The following is a 15,764-nucleotide window of genomic DNA, read 5'->3' as shown; positions in this document are numbered from 1 at the left end:
CACGGACCCGGCGACACCACCCCCCAGGTCATCCGATCGACAGAGGGGACACAGTCATACCGGGCCCGGAGGCCAGCGGCCCCATTGCAGGACCGCGAACAACATAACGGGGGTGGAGGCCTCCATGGGGGTGCCGTTCGCCGGGCCCTCACCCACCAGGCCCCTGCCCACCGGGAGTTGCCACCTCACGCCGACGAATCCCGCCCGCGCGCCGGACGGCTGTGCGAGGCTCGCCCCATGCGCTACGTCATCATCGGGGCAGGGGCGGTCGGGGGCACGATCGCCGGACGGCTGGCGGAGGCCGGGCAGCAGGTCGTGCTCGTCGCGCGCGGCCCGCACCGGGCGGCACTCGCGGAGCACGGACTGCGGCTGCGCGTCCCGGAAGGCCTGCTGACGTTCCGGCTGCCCGTGGTCGAGAGCCCGGCCGAACTCGGCACCCTGCGCGCCGACGACGTCCTCGTCCTCGCCGTCAAGACCCAGGACGCCGAGTCCGCCCTGCGGACGTGGGGCCCGTCCCCGGTCGAGGGCGGCGCCACCGCGGCCGAGCGGCTGCCGCTGTTCTGCGCGCAGAACGGCGTGGAGAGCCAGCGACTGGCACTGCGCCGCTTCCGACACGTCTACGGCGTGTGCGTCTGGCTGCCGTCCACCCATGTCGACCCCGGCGTCGTCGCCGCCGCGGGCAGCCCGCTCACCGGCATCCTGCACCTCGGCCGCCACCCGCACGGCGTCGACGACACCGTCCGCCGCGTCGCCGCCGACCTGGAGAAGGCGCGCTTCGAGGCGCCCGTCGTACCGGACGTCTCCCGCTGGCAGTACGCCAAACTCCTGTCGAACCTCGCCAACGCGCTGGAAGCGGTGAGCGGGCCGGTCGGCGACCCGCGCGCCGAGGCGCTCCACGCGCGCGTGCGGGCCGAGGGCGAGAGCGTGCTGCGCGCCGCCGGCATCCCGTACGCGAGCACCGACGAACAGCGTGCCGCACGCGGCGACAAGATCACCCTCGTCCCGCTCGACGGCGCTCCACGCGGCGGCGGATCCTCCTGGCAGTCCCTCAGCCGCGGCACCGGGACCATCGAGGCCGACCACCTCAACGGCGAGATCGTGCTTCTCGGCCGCCTGCACGGCGTGCCCACCCCGCTGAACGAGTTGCTGCAACGGCTTGCGAACGAGTTCGCCCGGGAGCGGCGGGCGCCCGGTTCCCTGCCGCTGCCGGACCTGCTCGCGCTGGCCGACACGGCTGTCGCGTTTCTTCAAGATTCCCGAGGACCCCAGTCCCTAGCGTGAGCGGCATGAAGCACGACGAGACCCACCGGTACCTGTCCGAATGCGCCGCCGAGGCGTCGCGCGTCGCCCGAGGCGTCCCCGCGGAACGGCTGAACGACCCCACGCACTGCCCCGGTTGGAATCTGCGCGACCTGGTCGACCACTGGGTCCTGTACAGCTCCCACGGCCTGGAGCACCGTGCCCTGCGCAGGCCGCTGCCCGACGAACTGACCGGCCGCGACTTCACCGCCGACCCGCACTGGGCGGCGGCCTACGCCGAGCAGCTCCACCGGGCTGTCGCCGCATGGGCGGATCCGGCCGTGTGGGAGGGGGAGATCGACCTCGGGACGGCCGCGATGCCCGCCGCCGAGGTGGCCTCGCTGATCGTCAAGGAGACGGCGGTCCACGGGTGGGACGTGGCGGTCTCCACCGGCCAGGAGTTCCGGCTCAGCGACGACGCGGCCCGGTTCGTCCTCCACGTCGTCGAACGGCACGGCGACCTCTACCGCCGCTACGACGGCTTCGCGCCGGCGGTGCCGGTGGCGCGGGACGCGCCGGTGTTCGAACGGGCGCTCGCGGCGAGCGGCCGCGACCCGCGCCAGGGGACCGTCCGAACGCAAGGCTGACGGCCGGGTCCGCCCCGTGGGTCGGTGTGTGGCGAGGGAGCTTGGCCGGGGAAAGGGGGCGGCGGTTGCACGGGGGAGCGCCGGCGGCCGTTTCGCTCCGTCGGTCTGCAGGGCGTGGCCGGGGCGGCTGTCGTACATCGGGAGGCTGACGGCCGAATCGCCTCTCGGCCGCGGGGGGCCTCGCTCCGGCGACTCCCGGACGGCGCACATCCGCGCCCGCCGTGCCGACGTCCGCCACTGCCCCGACGTGCGCGCCATGAGTTCGCACGCCACTACCGTGCGCGCCGCGAGTCGTACCGCCACTACCGTGTGCGCCACGAGTCGCACGCCACTACCGTGCGCGCCACGCGTCGTACGCCGCGACGTGCACGCCACGACTCGTACGCCACGAGTCGCCCGCGCGCGCACGCACGTCGGCTGCGGTGGGGGCCCGTCAACCGCGGCCCCGCCTCCTCAGGCCCCCACAGCAGCCAGCGCCGGTGTCCGGGCTGTTTCGTAACGTTCCAGAAGCACCCGGGCCACCTCCGGCGCCGGGCCCAGCACGTCGGCGAGGACGTCCGCCTCGGTCGCTCCGCGCGCGATACGGTCCGGCAGGAAGCCGGGGGCCAGGACGTACGGCGCGACGGCGACCCGTGCACACCCCAGCGCCCGCAGTTCGCGGACCGCGTCCTCGGTGCGCGGCAGAGAGGCGGAGGCGAACGCAGGCCGCACGGCACACCAACCGGTGCGCCGCCACTCCCGCGCGATTTCTGCGATCACTGCGATCGCCTCCGGGTCTGAGGACCCCGCCGAGGCCAGCACGACCCCGGTCGAGGACTTGTCGGCGGGCGACAGCCCCGCCTCGTACAACCGTCGTTCCAGCGCGGAGAGCAGCAACGGCGACGGGCCGAGCACCTCGGCCTGCCTGATCCGCAGCCGCGGCGGCGCGTCCCGCAGCACCGCCGGGATGTCCGCCTTCGCATGGAACGCACGGGTCAGCAGCAGCGGCAGCGCCACGACGTCACGGACGCCGTCCGCAGCCAGCGATTCCAGCACCCCGTGCACGGACGGCACGTTGAAATCGAGGAAACCGGTCTCTACACGCAACCCCGGCCGCAGCGACCGCACCCGCCGCACCAGGGCGTGGACGGTCGCGGCATGCCGCGGATCACGGCTGCCGTGGGCGATCACCACCAGGGCGGGGAGAACCGGCTTCTTGTGCATGGGACGTCAGCTCTTCACCAGCAGGCCGCGGCTGCGCAGCACCCACCGCTCGAGCGGACTGAAGATCAGCAGGTCGATCGCGATGCCGACGAACAGGATGAGCAGGATCGCCTCGAACACCATCGACATGTCACTGGCGTTGCGCCCGTTCTCCAGCAACTGTCCGAGACCGACGCCGAGATCGGGGAACGAGGCGATGATCTCCGCCGCCATCAGCGAGCGCCACGAGAACGCCCAGCCCTGCTTCAGACCCGCCACATACCCCGGCAGCGCGGCCGGCAACGTGATGTACACGGTGCCCTTCAGCCCCGTCGCCCCCATCGTGCGGCCCGCTCGCAGGAACAGCGGCGACACCTGGTCGACCCCGGAGACCAGCCCGTTGGCGATGGACGGCACCGCGCCCAGCAGGATCACCGCGTACATCATCGAGTTGTTCAGGCCGAGCCACAGCACGGCCGGCGGCACCCACGCCACCGACGGCAGCGACTGGAGGCCGGACAGGATCGGCCCGATCGCCGCCCGCACGAACTTCACCCGTGCCACCAGCAGGCCCAGCGGGGTGCCGATCACCAGGGCGAACAGGAAGCCGAGCAGTCCGCGGGAGACGCTCGTCCAGATGTAGCCGAGCAGCTCGCCCTGGAGCCATGCCTGGCGGAGCGTGTGCCAGACGTCCAGCGGGGACACCAGCTTGGTCGGGTCGTCCACCGTCTTGAAGGTGATCTGCCAGACCGCCAGCAGCAGCGCCGTCGCGACGACCGGCGGCAGGATCTTGTCGACGAACGTCCGCCGGAAGGGCGCCCGCGCGGTGGGCGCGACGACGTCCAGCGCGTCGAGACCCGCCTCCACGCCGGCCAGCCCGGTGGCCTCCGCCTCCGTCGCCGTGCCCTCCGACACCGTCGTCCTCCCCCCGGTCGTCGCGGCCACGGCCGTCTTCGCTCCCGTCGTCTTCGCTTCCGTCGTCTTCGTCTCAGTGCTGGCCATGACGGCGGATCTCCCCACGCAGGACTTCGGTGATCTCGAGGGACAGTTCCGCCACCGGGGCGTCCTCGATCCGGCGCGGCTGCGGGATGTCCACCGTCCACTCACGCGCCACCCGGCCCGGCCGGGAGGACAGCAGGACGACGCGCTGCGCGAGCCGCACCGCCTCCCGCACGTTGTGCGTCACGAACAGGACGGACAGCCCCGTCTCCCCCCAGATCCGGGTGAGCTCGTCGTGCAGCACGTCCCGCGTGATGGCGTCCAGCGCCGCGAACGGCTCGTCCATCAGCAGGAGTTGACTCTCCTGGGCCAGCGCGCGGGCCATCGCCACCCGCTGCCGCATACCGCCGGAAAGCTCGTGGACACGCTTTCCGTATGCGCCCTTCAACCGGACCAGCTCGAGCAGCTCCTCGGCCTTGCCGCGCCGCTCGGGCTTCGCGACCCCCCGCAGCTTCAGGGCGAGTTCGATGTTCTTGCCCGCGGTCAGCCACGGGAACAGCGCGTGCTCCTGGAACATCAGCGCCGGGCGGCCGTTCGTCGTGATGGACCCGACGGTGGGCCGGTCGAGTCCGGCCACCAGGTTCAGCAGCGTGGACTTGCCGCAGCCCGACGCCCCGAGCAGGGTGACGAACTCGCCGGGCGCGACGTCGAGAGTGATGTCGTCCAGGACGAGCTGCTGCCCGCCCGGACCCGCGAAGGACTTCGAGACGTGGTCGAGGCGTGCCGCGTACGTCACGGACTCGGTGGGCTCGGCGGCCTTGGCGAAGGTCGTGGCCATGGTCGTCACCTCCTGGGAACTCATCGGGACTTCGGTCGGTCGACACCCAGACCGGCGTCGTCGACAGCGGACTCGCCCTCGGCCGCGAGGACCTTGTTCAGGATCGTCAGGTCGTAGATGCCTTCGAGGTCGGGCTTCTCCAGCAGACCCGCGTCGACCGCGTGCGCCGCCTCGGCGCCGAGGGTGGCCGCCAGCGGGTCGTCGGTGAACCGGATCGACTGCCACGCCGGGTCCAGCACATCGGCGGGCAGCGCCTTGCCGGAGTCCGTCTCCAGCTGACGGTTGGCCGCCGCCTTCGCCTTCGCCGGGTTGGCGCCGATCCACCTGTTGGTCTCCACCGAGCCCTTCAGCACGGCCTCCACCACCTTCGGGTGCTCCTCGAGGAACTTCTGCGACACGATGACGTTCGTGATCACGAACTTCCTGTCGGGCCACAGCGACGCCTCGTCCAGCAGCACCTTTCCGCCCTCGGCGAGCAGCTTCGAGGCGGTCGGCTCCGGCACCCAGGCGCCGTCGATCGACCCCGTCCGGAACGCGTCCGGCGTCACCTTGTTGTCGCTGCGGACGACGGTCACGTCACCCTTGCCGCTCTGCGCGTCGACCTTCCAGCCCTGCTTCGCGATCCAGTTCAGAAACGCCACATCCTGCGTGTTTCCGAGCTGAGGCGTCGCGATCCTCTTGCCCTTGACGTCCGCGAGCGAGGTGACCTTGTCAGGATTCACCACCAGCTTCACCCCGCCGGACGCCGAACCCCCCACGATGCGCAGGCTCTTGCCGTCGGACTTGGCATACCCGTTGATCGCCGGGGACGGACCGATCCACCCGATGTCGAGGGAACCGGCGTTCAACGCCTCGATCTCCGAAGGGCCCGCGTTGAACGTCGCGTACGAGGCCTTGGTGGCGCCCAGCGCCTTTTGGAGGATGCCCTGCTCACGGCCTACCAGCGCGGTCGCGTGCGTCAGATTGCCGAAGTAACCGATGCGCACGGAGTCGAGCCCGTCGATCTTCTGCGCCCCGGCGGCGACCTGCTCGTTGGCGTTGCCGTCTTTGGCCTGCGAACCGTAGCCGCAGGCCGCGAGGGCGAGCAGAGGCAGGGCCGCTAGGGCCGCGACGCCGCGGCGGAGCCGTGACGTTGGGAGACTGGCAGGCACCGGGAGGGGTTCCTCTCGTCGGCCCGGCGGTCACGGTCTCTCAGGTCGTGGCCGGGAGCTCGGCAAAGGGTTTTCGTCGTTTCCACGACGGCGGGCGGGGCGGTCGGGCGCGCAGGCGGTGCGCGTACGTCAGCCCGCACATCGCGCGACTCCGCCCTGCCCGCTGCCGAGGGCGCCGCTGCCGACCCGGCCGCCCTCCTTCGCGAACGTCGCGTAGACGTCGGTCGCCGCCACGGTCAGAAGTCCCAGCCGTCGTCGTCGGCCGCGTCCTTGACCGGCTCCGGCGACGCGAACGACTCGCCGACCATGCCGGCGGTGAGCGTCGTGCCGTCGGCCGGGTCGATCAGGATGAACGAGCCGGTGCGGCGCGAGTCGGCGTAGGAATCCACCGGAAGCGGTTGTGCCGTGCGGATCTTCACCCGGCCGATGTCGTTGGCGACGAGCTGTCCCGGGTGCGGGTGCAGGGACAGGTCGGCGAGCGTGAGACGGGACGGGATGTCCTTCACGATCGCCTTGACGGTGCGGGTGCCGTGCTTGATCAGCACCCGGTGCCCGACGGTCAGCGGCTGGTCGGCCACATGGCACACGGTCGCCTCGACGTCCTGGGTGGTGGCCGGGGCGTCCTTGGTGGGCACGATCAGGTCGCCGCGCGAGACGTCGACGTCGTCCGCGAGCAGCACGGTCACCGACTGCGTCGTCCACGCCACGTCCACCGGCTCGCCCAGCAGGTCGATGCCGGAGATCGTCGACGTGCGACCGGACGGCAGCACGGTCACCGCCTCGCCGACCCGGAAGGTGCCCGCCGCGATCTGGCCCGCGTAGCCCCGGTAGTCCGGGTGTTCGGCGGTCTGCGGCCGGATCACGTACTGGACGGGCAGCCGGGCGTGGCAGTGCGCGAGATCGTGACTGACCGGAACCGTTTCCAGATGTTCCAGGAACGTCGGCCCGCCGTACCAGTCCATGTTCGCCGACGGGTCCACCACGTTGTCGCCGGCCAGCGCCGAGATCGGGATCGCGGTCACCTCGGGCACGCCCAGCTCGCTCGCGTACGCCGTGAACTCCTCGGCGATCGCCGCGAACACCGGCTCCCGGTAGTCGACCAGGTCCATCTTGTTGACGGCGAGCACGACATGCGGAACCCGGAGCAGGGCAGCGATCGCCGCGTGCCGGCGGGTCTGCTCGACGACGCCGTTGCGGGCGTCGACCAGGATCACCGTCAGCTCCGCCGTGGAGGCGCCCGTCACCATGTTGCGGGTGTACTGCACATGACCCGGGGTGTCGGCCAGGATGAACCGCCGCCGGGGCGTGGCGAAGTAGCGGTAGGCCACGTCGATGGTGATGCCCTGCTCGCGCTCGGCGCGCAGGCCGTCGGTGAGGAGCGCCAGGTCGGGCGCGTCCTGCCCACGGCTCGCCGAGGCGCGCTCGACGGCTTCCAACTGGTCGCTCAGGATCGACTTGGAGTCGTGCAGCAGCCGGCCCACCAGGGTGGACTTGCCGTCGTCGACGGAGCCCGCGGTGGCGAACCGCAACAGGGTCGTGGCCGAGAGTTCCTCGGAGGTGATGGTGCTCATGCTTAGAAGTACCCCTCGCGCTTGCGGTCTTCCATCGCGGCCTCGGACATCTTGTCGTCGGCGCGGGTCGCGCCGCGCTCGGTCAGCCGGGAGGCGGCGATCTCGGCGATGACGTCGTCCAGCGTCACGGCGTCGGAGTCGACGGCGCCGGTGCAGGACATGTCACCGACGGTGCGGTAACGCACGAGACGCTTTTCGACCGTTTCCCCGTCCTTGGGGCCGCCCCACTCGCCGGCGGTCAGCCACATGCCGGCCCGCCGGAACACCTCCCGCTCGTGCGCGAAGTAGATCTCCGGCAGTTCGATGCCCTCGCGGGCGATGTACTGCCAGACGTCCAGCTCGGTCCAGTTGGAGAGCGGGAAGACCCGGACGTGCTCACCGGGGGCGTGGCGGCCGTTGTACAGGTTCCACAGCTCGGGCCGCTGGCGGCGCGGGTCCCACTGGGAGAACTCGTCGCGCAGGGAGAACACCCGCTCCTTGGCGCGCGCCTTCTCCTCGTCGCGCCGGCCCCCGCCGAAGACCGCGTCGAACCTCTCGGCCTGGATCTTCTCCGTGAGCGGCAGCGTCTGGAGCGGGTTGCGGGTCCCGTCCGGACGCTCCCTGAGCGCTCCACGGTCGATGTACTCCTGCACGGAGGCCACATGGAGGCGCAGCCCGTGCTCGGCGACCACCCGGTCGCGGTACTCGAGGACCTCGGGGAAGTTGTGCCCGGTGTCCACGTGCAGCAGCGAGAAGGGGACGGCGGCCGGGGCGAACGCCTTCAGCGCCAGGTGCAGCATGACGATGGAGTCCTTGCCGCCGGAGAACAGGATCACCGGCCGCTCGAACTCGCCCGCCACCTCACGGAAGATGTGCACCGCCTCGGACTCCAGCGAGTCCAGATGGCTGAGGGTGTACGGGCTGACCGTGCCCTCCTCGGTCTCGGCGACGGTCGTCGTCATGCCAGTCCCCTCTCGCTGAGCAGGGCGTACACCGACGCCGCGGACTCCTGCACGGTCTGGTCCTGGGACTCGATCCGCAGATCGGGCGACTCGGGCGCCTCGTAGGGGTCGTCGACCCCGGTGAGCCCGGTCAGCTCGCCCGCAGCCTGCTTGGCGTACAGGCCCTTCACGTCGCGGACCGAGCACACGTCGACCGGAGTCGCCACGTGCACCTCCAGGTAACCGGTTGCGCTCTCCTGGTGGCGCTTGCGCACGGCCTCACGGCTGTCCGCGTACGGCGCGATCACCGGGACGAGCACCTTGACTCCGTTACGGGCCAGCAGCTCGGCCAGGAAACCGATGCGCTGCACATTCGTGTGCCGGTCCTCGCGGCTGAAACCGAGGCCCGCGGAGATGAACTCGCGGATCTCGTCGCCGTCGAGCACCTCGACGAGGTGGCCCTCCTCGCGCAGCCGGCCGGCCAGCTCGTACGCGATGGTGGTCTTGCCGGCACTCGGCAGACCCGTGAGCCAGACGGTGGCTCCGGTCGTCACGTGGTTCTCCCGGTTCGTAGGGGGATGGGGGGCATTGCCGTGGGCGGCGCTGTTCGTGGAGGTCGCGGTCATGGCGGTCAGCCGTGCAGTCCGCACTCGGTCTTCCCGCGTCCCGCCCAGCGCCCGGCGCGCGCGTCCTCGCCCTCGAGGACCCGGCGGGTGCACGGGGCGCAGCCGACGGACGCGTAGCCGTCCATCAGAAGGGGGTTGGACAGTACGCCGTGCTCCGCGATGTAGGCATCGACGTCGTCCTGCGTCCAGCGGGCGATCGGCGAGATCTTGACCTTCTGCCGCTTCTCGTCCCAGCCGACGACCGCGGTGTTCGCCCGGGTCGGCGACTCGTCGCGCCGCAGGCCGGTGGCCCAGGCGCGATACCCCCGGAGCCCCTCCTCCAACGGCTGCACCTTGCGCAGCTTGCAGCACAGGTCCGGATCGCGGTCGTGCAACTTCGGCCCGAACTCGGCGTCCTGCTCGGCGACCGTCTGACGCGGGGTGAGGGTGATGACGTTGACGTCCATCACGGCCTCGACCGCGTCCCGGGTGCCGATGGTCTCGGGGAAGTGGTAACCGGTGTCGAGGAACACCACGTCCACGCCCTTCAGTACGCGGGAGGCGAGGTGGGCGACCACGGCGTCCTCCATGGAGGAGGTCACACAGAACTTCCGGCCGAAGGTGTCCACCGCCCACTGCAGGATCTCGAGCGCCGAGGCGTCCTCGAGGTCGCGGCCCGCCTGCTCGGCGAGCGCCTTCAACTCGTCGGTCGTACGGCCTTCCTGAAGCGTCGTCATATCCGGTCCCCTCCCGTTTCGGTGCGCTGAACGCCCCGGGACAGCAGCCCGAGGAACTTCAGCTGGAATGCGCGGTTGCACGCCGCGCATTCCCAGGCGCCGTGACCGCCCTGCAGGGCCTCGCTCGGACGCAGGTCCTCGTCGCCGCAGTAGGGGCAGTAGAAAGGGGCGGCCCGCTCGCTCATGAAAGGGCCTCCTCGCTGGCGCGCGAGGCCCAGGCGGCGAACCGCTCGCCGTCCTTGCGCTCTTCCTGGAACCGCTTGAGAACGCGTTCCACGTAGTCCGGCAGCTCGTCCGAGGTGACCTTCAGACCGCGGACCTTGCGGCCGAAACCGGCTTCGAGTCCGAGCGCGCCGCCCAGGTGGACCTGGTAGCCCTCGACCTGCTCGCCCCGTTCGTCGAGGACCAGCTGGCCCTTGAGACCGATGTCCGCGACCTGGATGCGGGCGCAGGCGTTCGGGCAGCCGTTGAGGTTGATGGTGAGGGGCTCGTCGAAGTCCGGCAGGCGGCGCTCCAGCTCGTCGATCAGCTGCGAGCCGCGCTGCTTGGTCTCGACGATGGCCAGCTTGCAGAACTCGATGCCGGTGCAGGCCATGGTGCCGCGCCGGAAGGTCGAGGGCCGGGCGGTCAGGTCCAGCGCCTCCAGGCCCTCGACGAGCGACGCGACCTGCGCCTCCTCGACATCGAGGACGATCATCTTCTGCTCGACGGTGGTCCGGACGCGGCCCGAGCCGTGCGCCTCGGCGAGCTCCGCGATCTTCGTCAGGGTCGTGCCGTCCACCCGGCCGACACGCGGTGCGAAACCGACGTAGAAACGGCCGTCCTTCTGCCGGTGCACGCCGATGTGGTCGCGCCACCGGTCCACCGGCTGGTCCGGGGCCGGGCCGTCGACCAGCTTGCGCTGCAGGTACTCGTCCTCCAGCACCTGCCGGAACTTCTCCGGTCCCCAGTCCGCGACCAGGAACTTCAGTCGGGCGCGGGTGCGCAGCCGCCGGTAGCCGTAGTCACGGAAGATCGACAGCACGCCTTCGTAGACGTCCGGGACCTCGTCCAGCGGGACCCAGGCGCCCAGCCGCACGCCCAGCTTGGGGTTGGTGGACAACCCGCCGCCGACCCACAGGTCGAAGCCCGGCCCGTGCTCGGGGTGGCGGACGCCGACGAACGCGACGTCGTTGATCTCATGGACCACGTCCAGCACCGGGGAGCCCGAGATCGCCGTCTTGAACTTCCGCGGCAGGTTCGAGTACGCCTTGTTGCCGAGGACGCGGCGCTTGATCTCCTCCAGCGCCGGGGTGCCGTCGATGATCTCGTTCTCGGCGATGCCGGCGACGGGGGAGCCGATCATCACACGGGGGGTGTCGCCGCACGCGGTGACCGTGGACAGGCCCACCGCCTCCAGGCGGTTCCAGATCTCGGGCACGTCCTCGATGCGGATCCAGTGGTACTGCACGTTCTGCCGGTCGGTGATGTCGGCGGTGCCCCGCGCGAACTCCTGCGAGATCTCGCCGACGACCCTCAGCTGCTGCGTGGTCAGCGCACCGCCGTCGATGCGCACGCGCAGCATGAAGTACCTGTCGTCCAGCTCCTCCGGCTCCAGGATCGCGGTCTTGCCGCCGTCGATCCCGGGCTTGCGCTGGGTGTACAGACCCCACCAGCGCATCCGGCCGCGGAGATCGTTGGGGTCGATCGAGTCGAAGCCCCGCTTGGAGTAGATCGTCTCAATGCGTGTCCGCACATTGAGACCGTCGTCGTCCTTCTTGAACTGCTCGTTGCCGTTGAGCGGGGTGTGGTGCCCCGCGGCCCACTGGCCCTCGCCGCGGTGACGGCTCACCTTGCGGCGGGGAGTCGCGGCTGCAGGCTTCTGCGGGGTGGCGGCCATGGTTGATACGTCCTTCGGGACAGCAGCGGAAGGTGTCGGCGCGCAGCGCCGTCCGGCGGTGGTCGGGTGACGGGGCGAGAGGCTCTGACCTGCGCGTACGGGCGCACAGGAGCCATACGCATCATTGCGCAGGCGGGAGGCTGTACTCGGATGTCGGGCGGAGTTGCGGCTCGTCAGCTCGCCGGACAGATGGCGCTGGACATGCGGCCGAGGTCGACGTGCCGCCGACTCACCAAGGCAATTCCAGTTCCGGACATGACGAAAGCGTGTCACGGCGATCTGGACACAGTCCAGCTTCGTCCGCGATGCGGACACCCTTGTCCCGGAATGCGAGACAAGGGTGTCGTCTGTCACACGACGTGCGTGGTCTCTTGTCCGCGCAGGTCACCACGGGTAGGGGAAAGCGGTTCAGACGGGGAAAGCGCCCGGCCAGGGGCCCGGCGCCGACACCTCGGCCTGTTCCTCGACCTTCGTGTCGAACAGGGTGAAACCGCGCCGCTGATAGTTCTCCATCGCGTGCTCGCCGTCCAGGCTGCAGGTGTGCAGCCACACCCGCTTGGTCTGCGGCAGGCCCGGCCAGCGGTCGGTCAGGTCCCACGCCCGGGCGGCACCGTACGACAAGAGGTGTCCGCCGATCCGCCGCCCACGGAAAGCCGGCAGCAAACCGAAGTACACGATTTCGACGACCCCGTCGTCCTGCGGCTCCAGCTCTGCGTACCCGGCCGGCGTGCCCCGCTCGTAGGCGACCCACGTCTCGACCCCGGGACGCTCCAGATGCTCCCGCCACTGCGCGTACGTCCAGCGCAGCCGGTCGATCCAGCGAATGTCCCCGCCGACGGACGCGTACAGGAAACGGCTGAACTCGGGGGAGGGGACCTCGGAGCGGACGATCCGGACGTCGCCCTCGGGCGCGGCGGCCGGAAGGAGGTCGCCGGGATCGGTCTGCTCCAGAGACCAGGTGATCACGGGGATGTTCGTCATGCCCGCCAGGGAATCATCACTGCGACATTCTGTCGATCGAGGCCAGCGGCAGCGCGAACAGCGCCCGGCCCGACTGCGTCCAGACCTCGCCGGTCGCCGCCCAGTAGGACAGGGACTCCGTCTGCGTGCTCCAGCAGCTGTGCCGGTCCGCCGCGCCGCACTCCGCGGCGCCGGAGCCGCCGCCCTCGCCGCCCCTCCTGCGCGCGTCGTCCGTCCCGCCGGGGCTCTGACGCCACAGCGTCCCATGGTCGTCGTGCGGGCCGGCGGCGCGGGTCACGTACCACTGCGCGTCGTAGGAGAGCACGCCGCGCACCCCCGTGACCTTCGTCGTGTAGGCCTCGGACGCCGTCACCCGCCCGTTCGGACCGGCGGCGAGCAGACCCGCGTGACCGGACGCGGTGCTGAACGGGTAGCGCCACAGACGGGCGTCGCGGTCACCGTCGTCGAGCGTCCACTCCCCGGCGACCAGACTGTCCGGCGCGGTGCTGCGGTCGAGGGAGACGGCCGAGGGATGCGGTGCGCCGGGGCCGCCGCTCAGCTCGTAGGAGCCGACGGCCGGCAGCACGAAACCGTACCCGTGCGCCGACCAGCCGCCGGGCACCCGGCCCACCGCGTCGGCGGCGACCGTGGCGCGCTGCACACGGTTCATGTCGTACACGTACAGCGCGGACCGGTCGCCGTCGTCCGCGGTGACCAACAGCTTGTCCTGGTACCAGACCATGCCGGAGACGTGCGAGACCAGCCCGCGGTAGTCCCGGCCGCCGTCCACGGGAACGGCGAGCAACGCCCAGGTGTAGGAGAGGTGGCCGAGGTCGGCGGCGTTCACGAAGCCGACCCGGGCCAGGCCCCGGTCCGCCCCCGCGCCGCCGCTGCGCGACCAGCCGGAGAGGATCACCCGGTTCGAGCCCCACACGCCGTCGTCGTCCGCGTCCCCCGACGTGGTGACCGCGCCCGGCCGCCAGCCGGCCGTGTCGTCGGTGTTCCAGCAGTACGCGCGCGTGGCCGTGGGAGCGACCGGCAGGGCCCGGCGCTCGGCGGGCGAGCAGTCGATGGCGTCCCGCAGGGTGCGGTCGGCGCCGTCCAGCACCGCGCTGACCCCGACCGGGCGGCCCATCCCGGCCGCGAGCCGGTCCAGGGTGGCCTGCGGCACCAGGTTCTCCGTCAGTCGCAGCTCAGCGACCTCGGACGCCGCGGAGAGCGGCTTCAGGTCCCCCGGGCCGTCGTGGGTGACCGTCGCCTGGGAAGCGCTGATCACGGTGGCGGCGGCGGTGAGGGCGAGAGCGGTTCCGGACAGAAACGCCCGTAGTGCCCTGCCGCGCCTGCGCCGGCGGTGTCGGCCGCGCTGTCTCATTCGCCCTCCTGAGGCGGGCCAACTGCGCCTGATGATCCATACGTTGACAGAGGAGCAGGTGGGGTGACCCGTAGAGGGATGCTACGGCAGTCGGCCGCCCCGGAGGACGAAGTCCGCGCAAATATGCGGAAGACGCTATCGAAATAGGCGGATGAATCATCGTTGCTACGGTGACGACGTTCTGTTTCTGACCACCGCCGGCGCGGTCGAATGGGGCAACAGCCCCCCGGGATCCGCGGGCAGAAGCGCGTCGACCTCGGCGTCCTCGCAGAAACGATACGGCCGGTGTTCCAGAAATCCCCCCAGGTAACGCCGCACCCGTGACATCTCGGCCCGCACCGTCACCGTACGGTCCGAGTCGCCGAACATGTCCAGCGCGAGCTCCGCCGCACTGCGCCCACCGCGCTGCACCGCCAGCAGATACAGCAGTTCCGCATGGCGGGGACTGAGTTCGTGCGACCACGAGCCCGCGTCCCCCGACACCGTCACCGACCAGCGCCGGGGTCTGGTCAGGTCCAGCACGATCCGGCTCGCACCGCTCGGTGGCCGTCCGGCCGCCTCGTCCACCGAACGCACCAGCCAGCCCCCGGCCAGCGGCTCGAGGGTGCACATCCCCAGCGCCGGCAGCCATCGACGCCCCGGGGACGGCGACTTGGGGAGCGAGATCCGGCTCGTGTACGGCATCCCCGTCACCGCGGCCGTCCAGCCCTCGCCGTCCACGGCCGCGGCCCGGCCGCCGATCCGGGCCAGCGCCGGCGCCGCCACCGCGCGCAACCGCTCCAGCGAACCGAGATGCTTCTCGCGCAGCCTCGACTCGGCGAGCTTCGCCACCGAGTCGACCCACGCCAGGGTGGCCGGGTGCATGGTCTCCAGCGGCCCGCTGACGTCGACGACACCCAGCAGCCGGCCGGTGCGCGGGTCGGTGATCGGCGCACCCGCGCAGGTCCAGGCGGCATGCGAGCGCACGAAATGCTCGGCGGCGAACACCTGCACGGGCCGGCGCACCACCGCCGGCGTGCCCACGCCGTTGGTGCCCACCACCCCCTCGCCCCAGTCCGCGCCCAACTCGAAGCCCAGCCCGTCGGCCTTGCGCAGCACCGGGCCACAGCCCTCGCGCCACAGCACCCGGCCCTCCCCGTCGGCCACCACCATGATGTGGTGCGCGACGTCCGCGACCGACAGCAACCCCTCCCGCAACACCGGCAGCACCTCGCGCAGCGGCGACTCCTCGCGCCGCCGCCGCACCTCGTCGGCGCTGAGCAGCCCCGCCCGGACATCACGCTCCGGATCGACGCCACTGCGCAGCAGGCGTTCCCAGGACTGCTCGATCACCGGACGCGGAGCGACGCGCACCTGCCGGCCGGACAGCCGGGCGTCACGGACCTGGTTGAGTACCCGCGCCGCCCGCGCGGCGTCGACGGCCGCGAGCTGCGGCACGTTCATCGGTGGCATCGCCACTGGGCCTCCCGGGCTGGACTCAGGCTGAGAAACGGATGTCAAGCGCCTGCGCCGACTGTTTCCGGTCTTACTGGGACCCCATCTTGCCGTCCGCCCGTGACGGAGGGGCACACTCCGGTCACAACCACCGACAAGTTGCAACCCCCTGCAACCCTGGTGAACATCCACAGGCTGTTTGAAACTTGAGCCACGTCGTCCCGAGCGGCGATCTGGCCTCGCAGGGCCATCGCGGCGGGGGTGGTGCCGTGTCGGCGCAGCACCACCCC

Annotated in this window: 16 protein-coding genes; 2 read left to right on the top strand and 14 right to left on the bottom strand. The window is 71.2% G+C overall.

The annotated features are described in order from the left end of the window. The first annotated feature begins 237 nt into the window (after window positions 1-237). Both ACN6LD_RS29135 and ACN6LD_RS29130 read left to right on the top strand, forming a co-directional pair. On the top strand, window positions 238-1,281 hold the full coding sequence (locus ACN6LD_RS29135) for a ketopantoate reductase family protein (RefSeq protein ID WP_445044772.1): 1,044 nt from the start codon (window positions 238-240) through the stop codon (window positions 1,279-1,281). Between the two features lie 5 nt (window positions 1,282-1,286). Then, window positions 1,287-1,886: a TIGR03086 family metal-binding protein gene (locus ACN6LD_RS29130; RefSeq protein ID WP_445044771.1), complete on the top strand. Its 600-nt coding sequence runs from the start codon at window positions 1,287-1,289 to the stop codon at window positions 1,884-1,886. A gap of 453 nt (window positions 1,887-2,339) precedes the next feature. On the opposite strand, the gene ACN6LD_RS29125 is transcribed toward ACN6LD_RS29130, so the two are convergent. The 14 genes from ACN6LD_RS29125 to ACN6LD_RS29060 all read right to left on the bottom strand — a co-directional run bounded on the left by ACN6LD_RS29125 (window position 2,340) and on the right by ACN6LD_RS29060 (window position 15,483). Then, window positions 2,340-3,089, bottom strand: coding sequence for a sirohydrochlorin chelatase (locus tag ACN6LD_RS29125; protein ID WP_445044770.1), 750 nt, complete (start codon window positions 3,087-3,089; stop codon window positions 2,340-2,342). A gap of 6 nt (window positions 3,090-3,095) precedes the next feature. Next, window positions 3,096-4,070: an ABC transporter permease gene (locus ACN6LD_RS29120; protein WP_445044769.1), complete on the bottom strand. Its 975-nt coding sequence runs from the start codon at window positions 4,068-4,070 to the stop codon at window positions 3,096-3,098. Continuing rightward, complete coding sequence (locus ACN6LD_RS29115; RefSeq protein ID WP_319188930.1) at window positions 4,057-4,869, bottom strand: ABC transporter ATP-binding protein; 813 nt, start codon at window positions 4,867-4,869, stop codon at window positions 4,057-4,059. The genes ACN6LD_RS29120 and ACN6LD_RS29115 overlap by 14 nt, the downstream gene beginning before the upstream one ends. Continuing rightward, window positions 4,866-5,996: an aliphatic sulfonate ABC transporter substrate-binding protein gene (locus ACN6LD_RS29110; protein WP_445044768.1), complete on the bottom strand. Its 1,131-nt coding sequence runs from the start codon at window positions 5,994-5,996 to the stop codon at window positions 4,866-4,868. The genes ACN6LD_RS29115 and ACN6LD_RS29110 overlap by 4 nt, the downstream gene beginning before the upstream one ends. A 236-nt stretch (window positions 5,997-6,232) precedes the next feature. Beyond that, on the bottom strand, window positions 6,233-7,567 hold the full coding sequence (locus ACN6LD_RS29105; protein WP_319188934.1) for a sulfate adenylyltransferase subunit 1: 1,335 nt from the start codon (window positions 7,565-7,567) through the stop codon (window positions 6,233-6,235). Between the two features lie 2 nt (window positions 7,568-7,569). Beyond that, window positions 7,570-8,508 (bottom strand): sulfate adenylyltransferase subunit CysD, encoded by a 939-nt coding sequence (gene cysD, locus ACN6LD_RS29100; protein WP_057575903.1) that lies wholly within the window; start codon window positions 8,506-8,508, stop codon window positions 7,570-7,572. Next, a complete protein-coding gene (gene cysC, locus ACN6LD_RS29095; protein WP_057576232.1) occupies window positions 8,505-9,113 on the bottom strand; it encodes an adenylyl-sulfate kinase in 609 nt (202 codons plus the stop codon). Before cysC ends, cysD begins: the two co-directional genes overlap by 4 nt. 5 nt (window positions 9,114-9,118) lie before the next feature. Further along, window positions 9,119-9,829, bottom strand: coding sequence for a phosphoadenylyl-sulfate reductase (locus ACN6LD_RS29090; protein WP_319188937.1), 711 nt, complete (start codon window positions 9,827-9,829; stop codon window positions 9,119-9,121). Further along, window positions 9,826-10,014, bottom strand: a complete 189-nt coding sequence (locus tag ACN6LD_RS29085; RefSeq protein WP_319188938.1) for a hypothetical protein — start codon at window positions 10,012-10,014, stop codon at window positions 9,826-9,828. Before ACN6LD_RS29085 ends, ACN6LD_RS29090 begins: the two co-directional genes overlap by 4 nt. Then, window positions 10,011-11,708 carry a nitrite/sulfite reductase gene (locus tag ACN6LD_RS29080; RefSeq protein WP_319188940.1) on the bottom strand — a complete coding sequence of 566 codons (1,698 nt, stop codon included), beginning with the start codon at window positions 11,706-11,708 and terminating at the stop codon, window positions 10,011-10,013. The genes ACN6LD_RS29085 and ACN6LD_RS29080 overlap by 4 nt, the downstream gene beginning before the upstream one ends. Window positions 11,709-11,881: 173 nt before the next feature. Next, window positions 11,882-11,965, bottom strand: coding sequence for a putative leader peptide (locus tag ACN6LD_RS29075; RefSeq protein ID WP_309486338.1), 84 nt, complete (start codon window positions 11,963-11,965; stop codon window positions 11,882-11,884). Window positions 11,966-12,116: 151 nt separating this feature from the next. After that, entirely contained in the window at window positions 12,117-12,689 is a 573-nt protein-coding gene (locus ACN6LD_RS29070) for a GNAT family N-acetyltransferase (RefSeq protein ID WP_319188942.1), read from the bottom strand. Window positions 12,690-12,705: 16 nt separating this feature from the next. Beyond that, window positions 12,706-14,040, bottom strand: a complete 1,335-nt coding sequence (locus ACN6LD_RS29065; protein WP_445044767.1) for a hypothetical protein — start codon at window positions 14,038-14,040, stop codon at window positions 12,706-12,708. Window positions 14,041-14,205: 165 nt separating this feature from the next. Continuing rightward, on the bottom strand, window positions 14,206-15,483 hold the full coding sequence (locus ACN6LD_RS29060) for a GAF domain-containing protein (RefSeq protein ID WP_445044774.1): 1,278 nt from the start codon (window positions 15,481-15,483) through the stop codon (window positions 14,206-14,208). Window positions 15,484-15,764 lie beyond the last annotated feature (281 nt).

The organism is Streptomyces sp. SAS_272 (genome assembly GCF_052543235.1).
Note: the sequence above shows the minus strand (reverse complement) of the source record. Positions and strands in the feature narration are given on the sequence as shown.

Bases quoted from the DNA above. Each gene is read 5' to 3' on its own strand.
- ACN6LD_RS29135 (WP_445044772.1), top strand. From the start codon at position 238: ATGCGCTACGTCATCATCGGGGCAGGGGCGGTCGGGGGCACGATCGCC.
- ACN6LD_RS29130 (WP_445044771.1), top strand. From the start codon at position 1,287: ATGAAGCACGACGAGACCCACCGGTACCTGTCCGAATGCGCCGCCGAG.
- ACN6LD_RS29125 (WP_445044770.1), bottom strand. From the start codon at position 3,089: ATGCACAAGAAGCCGGTTCTCCCCGCCCTGGTGGTGATCGCCCACGGC.
- ACN6LD_RS29120 (WP_445044769.1), bottom strand. From the start codon at position 4,070: ATGGCCAGCACTGAGACGAAGACGACGGAAGCGAAGACGACGGGAGCG.
- ACN6LD_RS29115 (WP_319188930.1), bottom strand. From the start codon at position 4,869: ATGAGTTCCCAGGAGGTGACGACCATGGCCACGACCTTCGCCAAGGCC.
- ACN6LD_RS29105 (WP_319188934.1), bottom strand. From the start codon at position 7,567: ATGAGCACCATCACCTCCGAGGAACTCTCGGCCACGACCCTGTTGCGG.
- cysD (WP_057575903.1), bottom strand. From the start codon at position 8,508: ATGACGACGACCGTCGCCGAGACCGAGGAGGGCACGGTCAGCCCGTAC.
- cysC (WP_057576232.1), bottom strand. From the start codon at position 9,113: ATGACCGCGACCTCCACGAACAGCGCCGCCCACGGCAATGCCCCCCAT.
- ACN6LD_RS29090 (WP_319188937.1), bottom strand. From the start codon at position 9,829: ATGACGACGCTTCAGGAAGGCCGTACGACCGACGAGTTGAAGGCGCTC.
- ACN6LD_RS29085 (WP_319188938.1), bottom strand. From the start codon at position 10,014: ATGAGCGAGCGGGCCGCCCCTTTCTACTGCCCCTACTGCGGCGACGAG.
- ACN6LD_RS29080 (WP_319188940.1), bottom strand. From the start codon at position 11,708: ATGGCCGCCACCCCGCAGAAGCCTGCAGCCGCGACTCCCCGCCGCAAG.
- ACN6LD_RS29075 (WP_309486338.1), bottom strand. From the start codon at position 11,965: ATGTCCGGAACTGGAATTGCCTTGGTGAGTCGGCGGCACGTCGACCTC.
- ACN6LD_RS29070 (WP_319188942.1), bottom strand. From the start codon at position 12,689: ATGACGAACATCCCCGTGATCACCTGGTCTCTGGAGCAGACCGATCCC.
- ACN6LD_RS29065 (WP_445044767.1), bottom strand. From the start codon at position 14,040: ATGAGACAGCGCGGCCGACACCGCCGGCGCAGGCGCGGCAGGGCACTA.
- ACN6LD_RS29060 (WP_445044774.1), bottom strand. From the start codon at position 15,483: ATGAACGTGCCGCAGCTCGCGGCCGTCGACGCCGCGCGGGCGGCGCGG.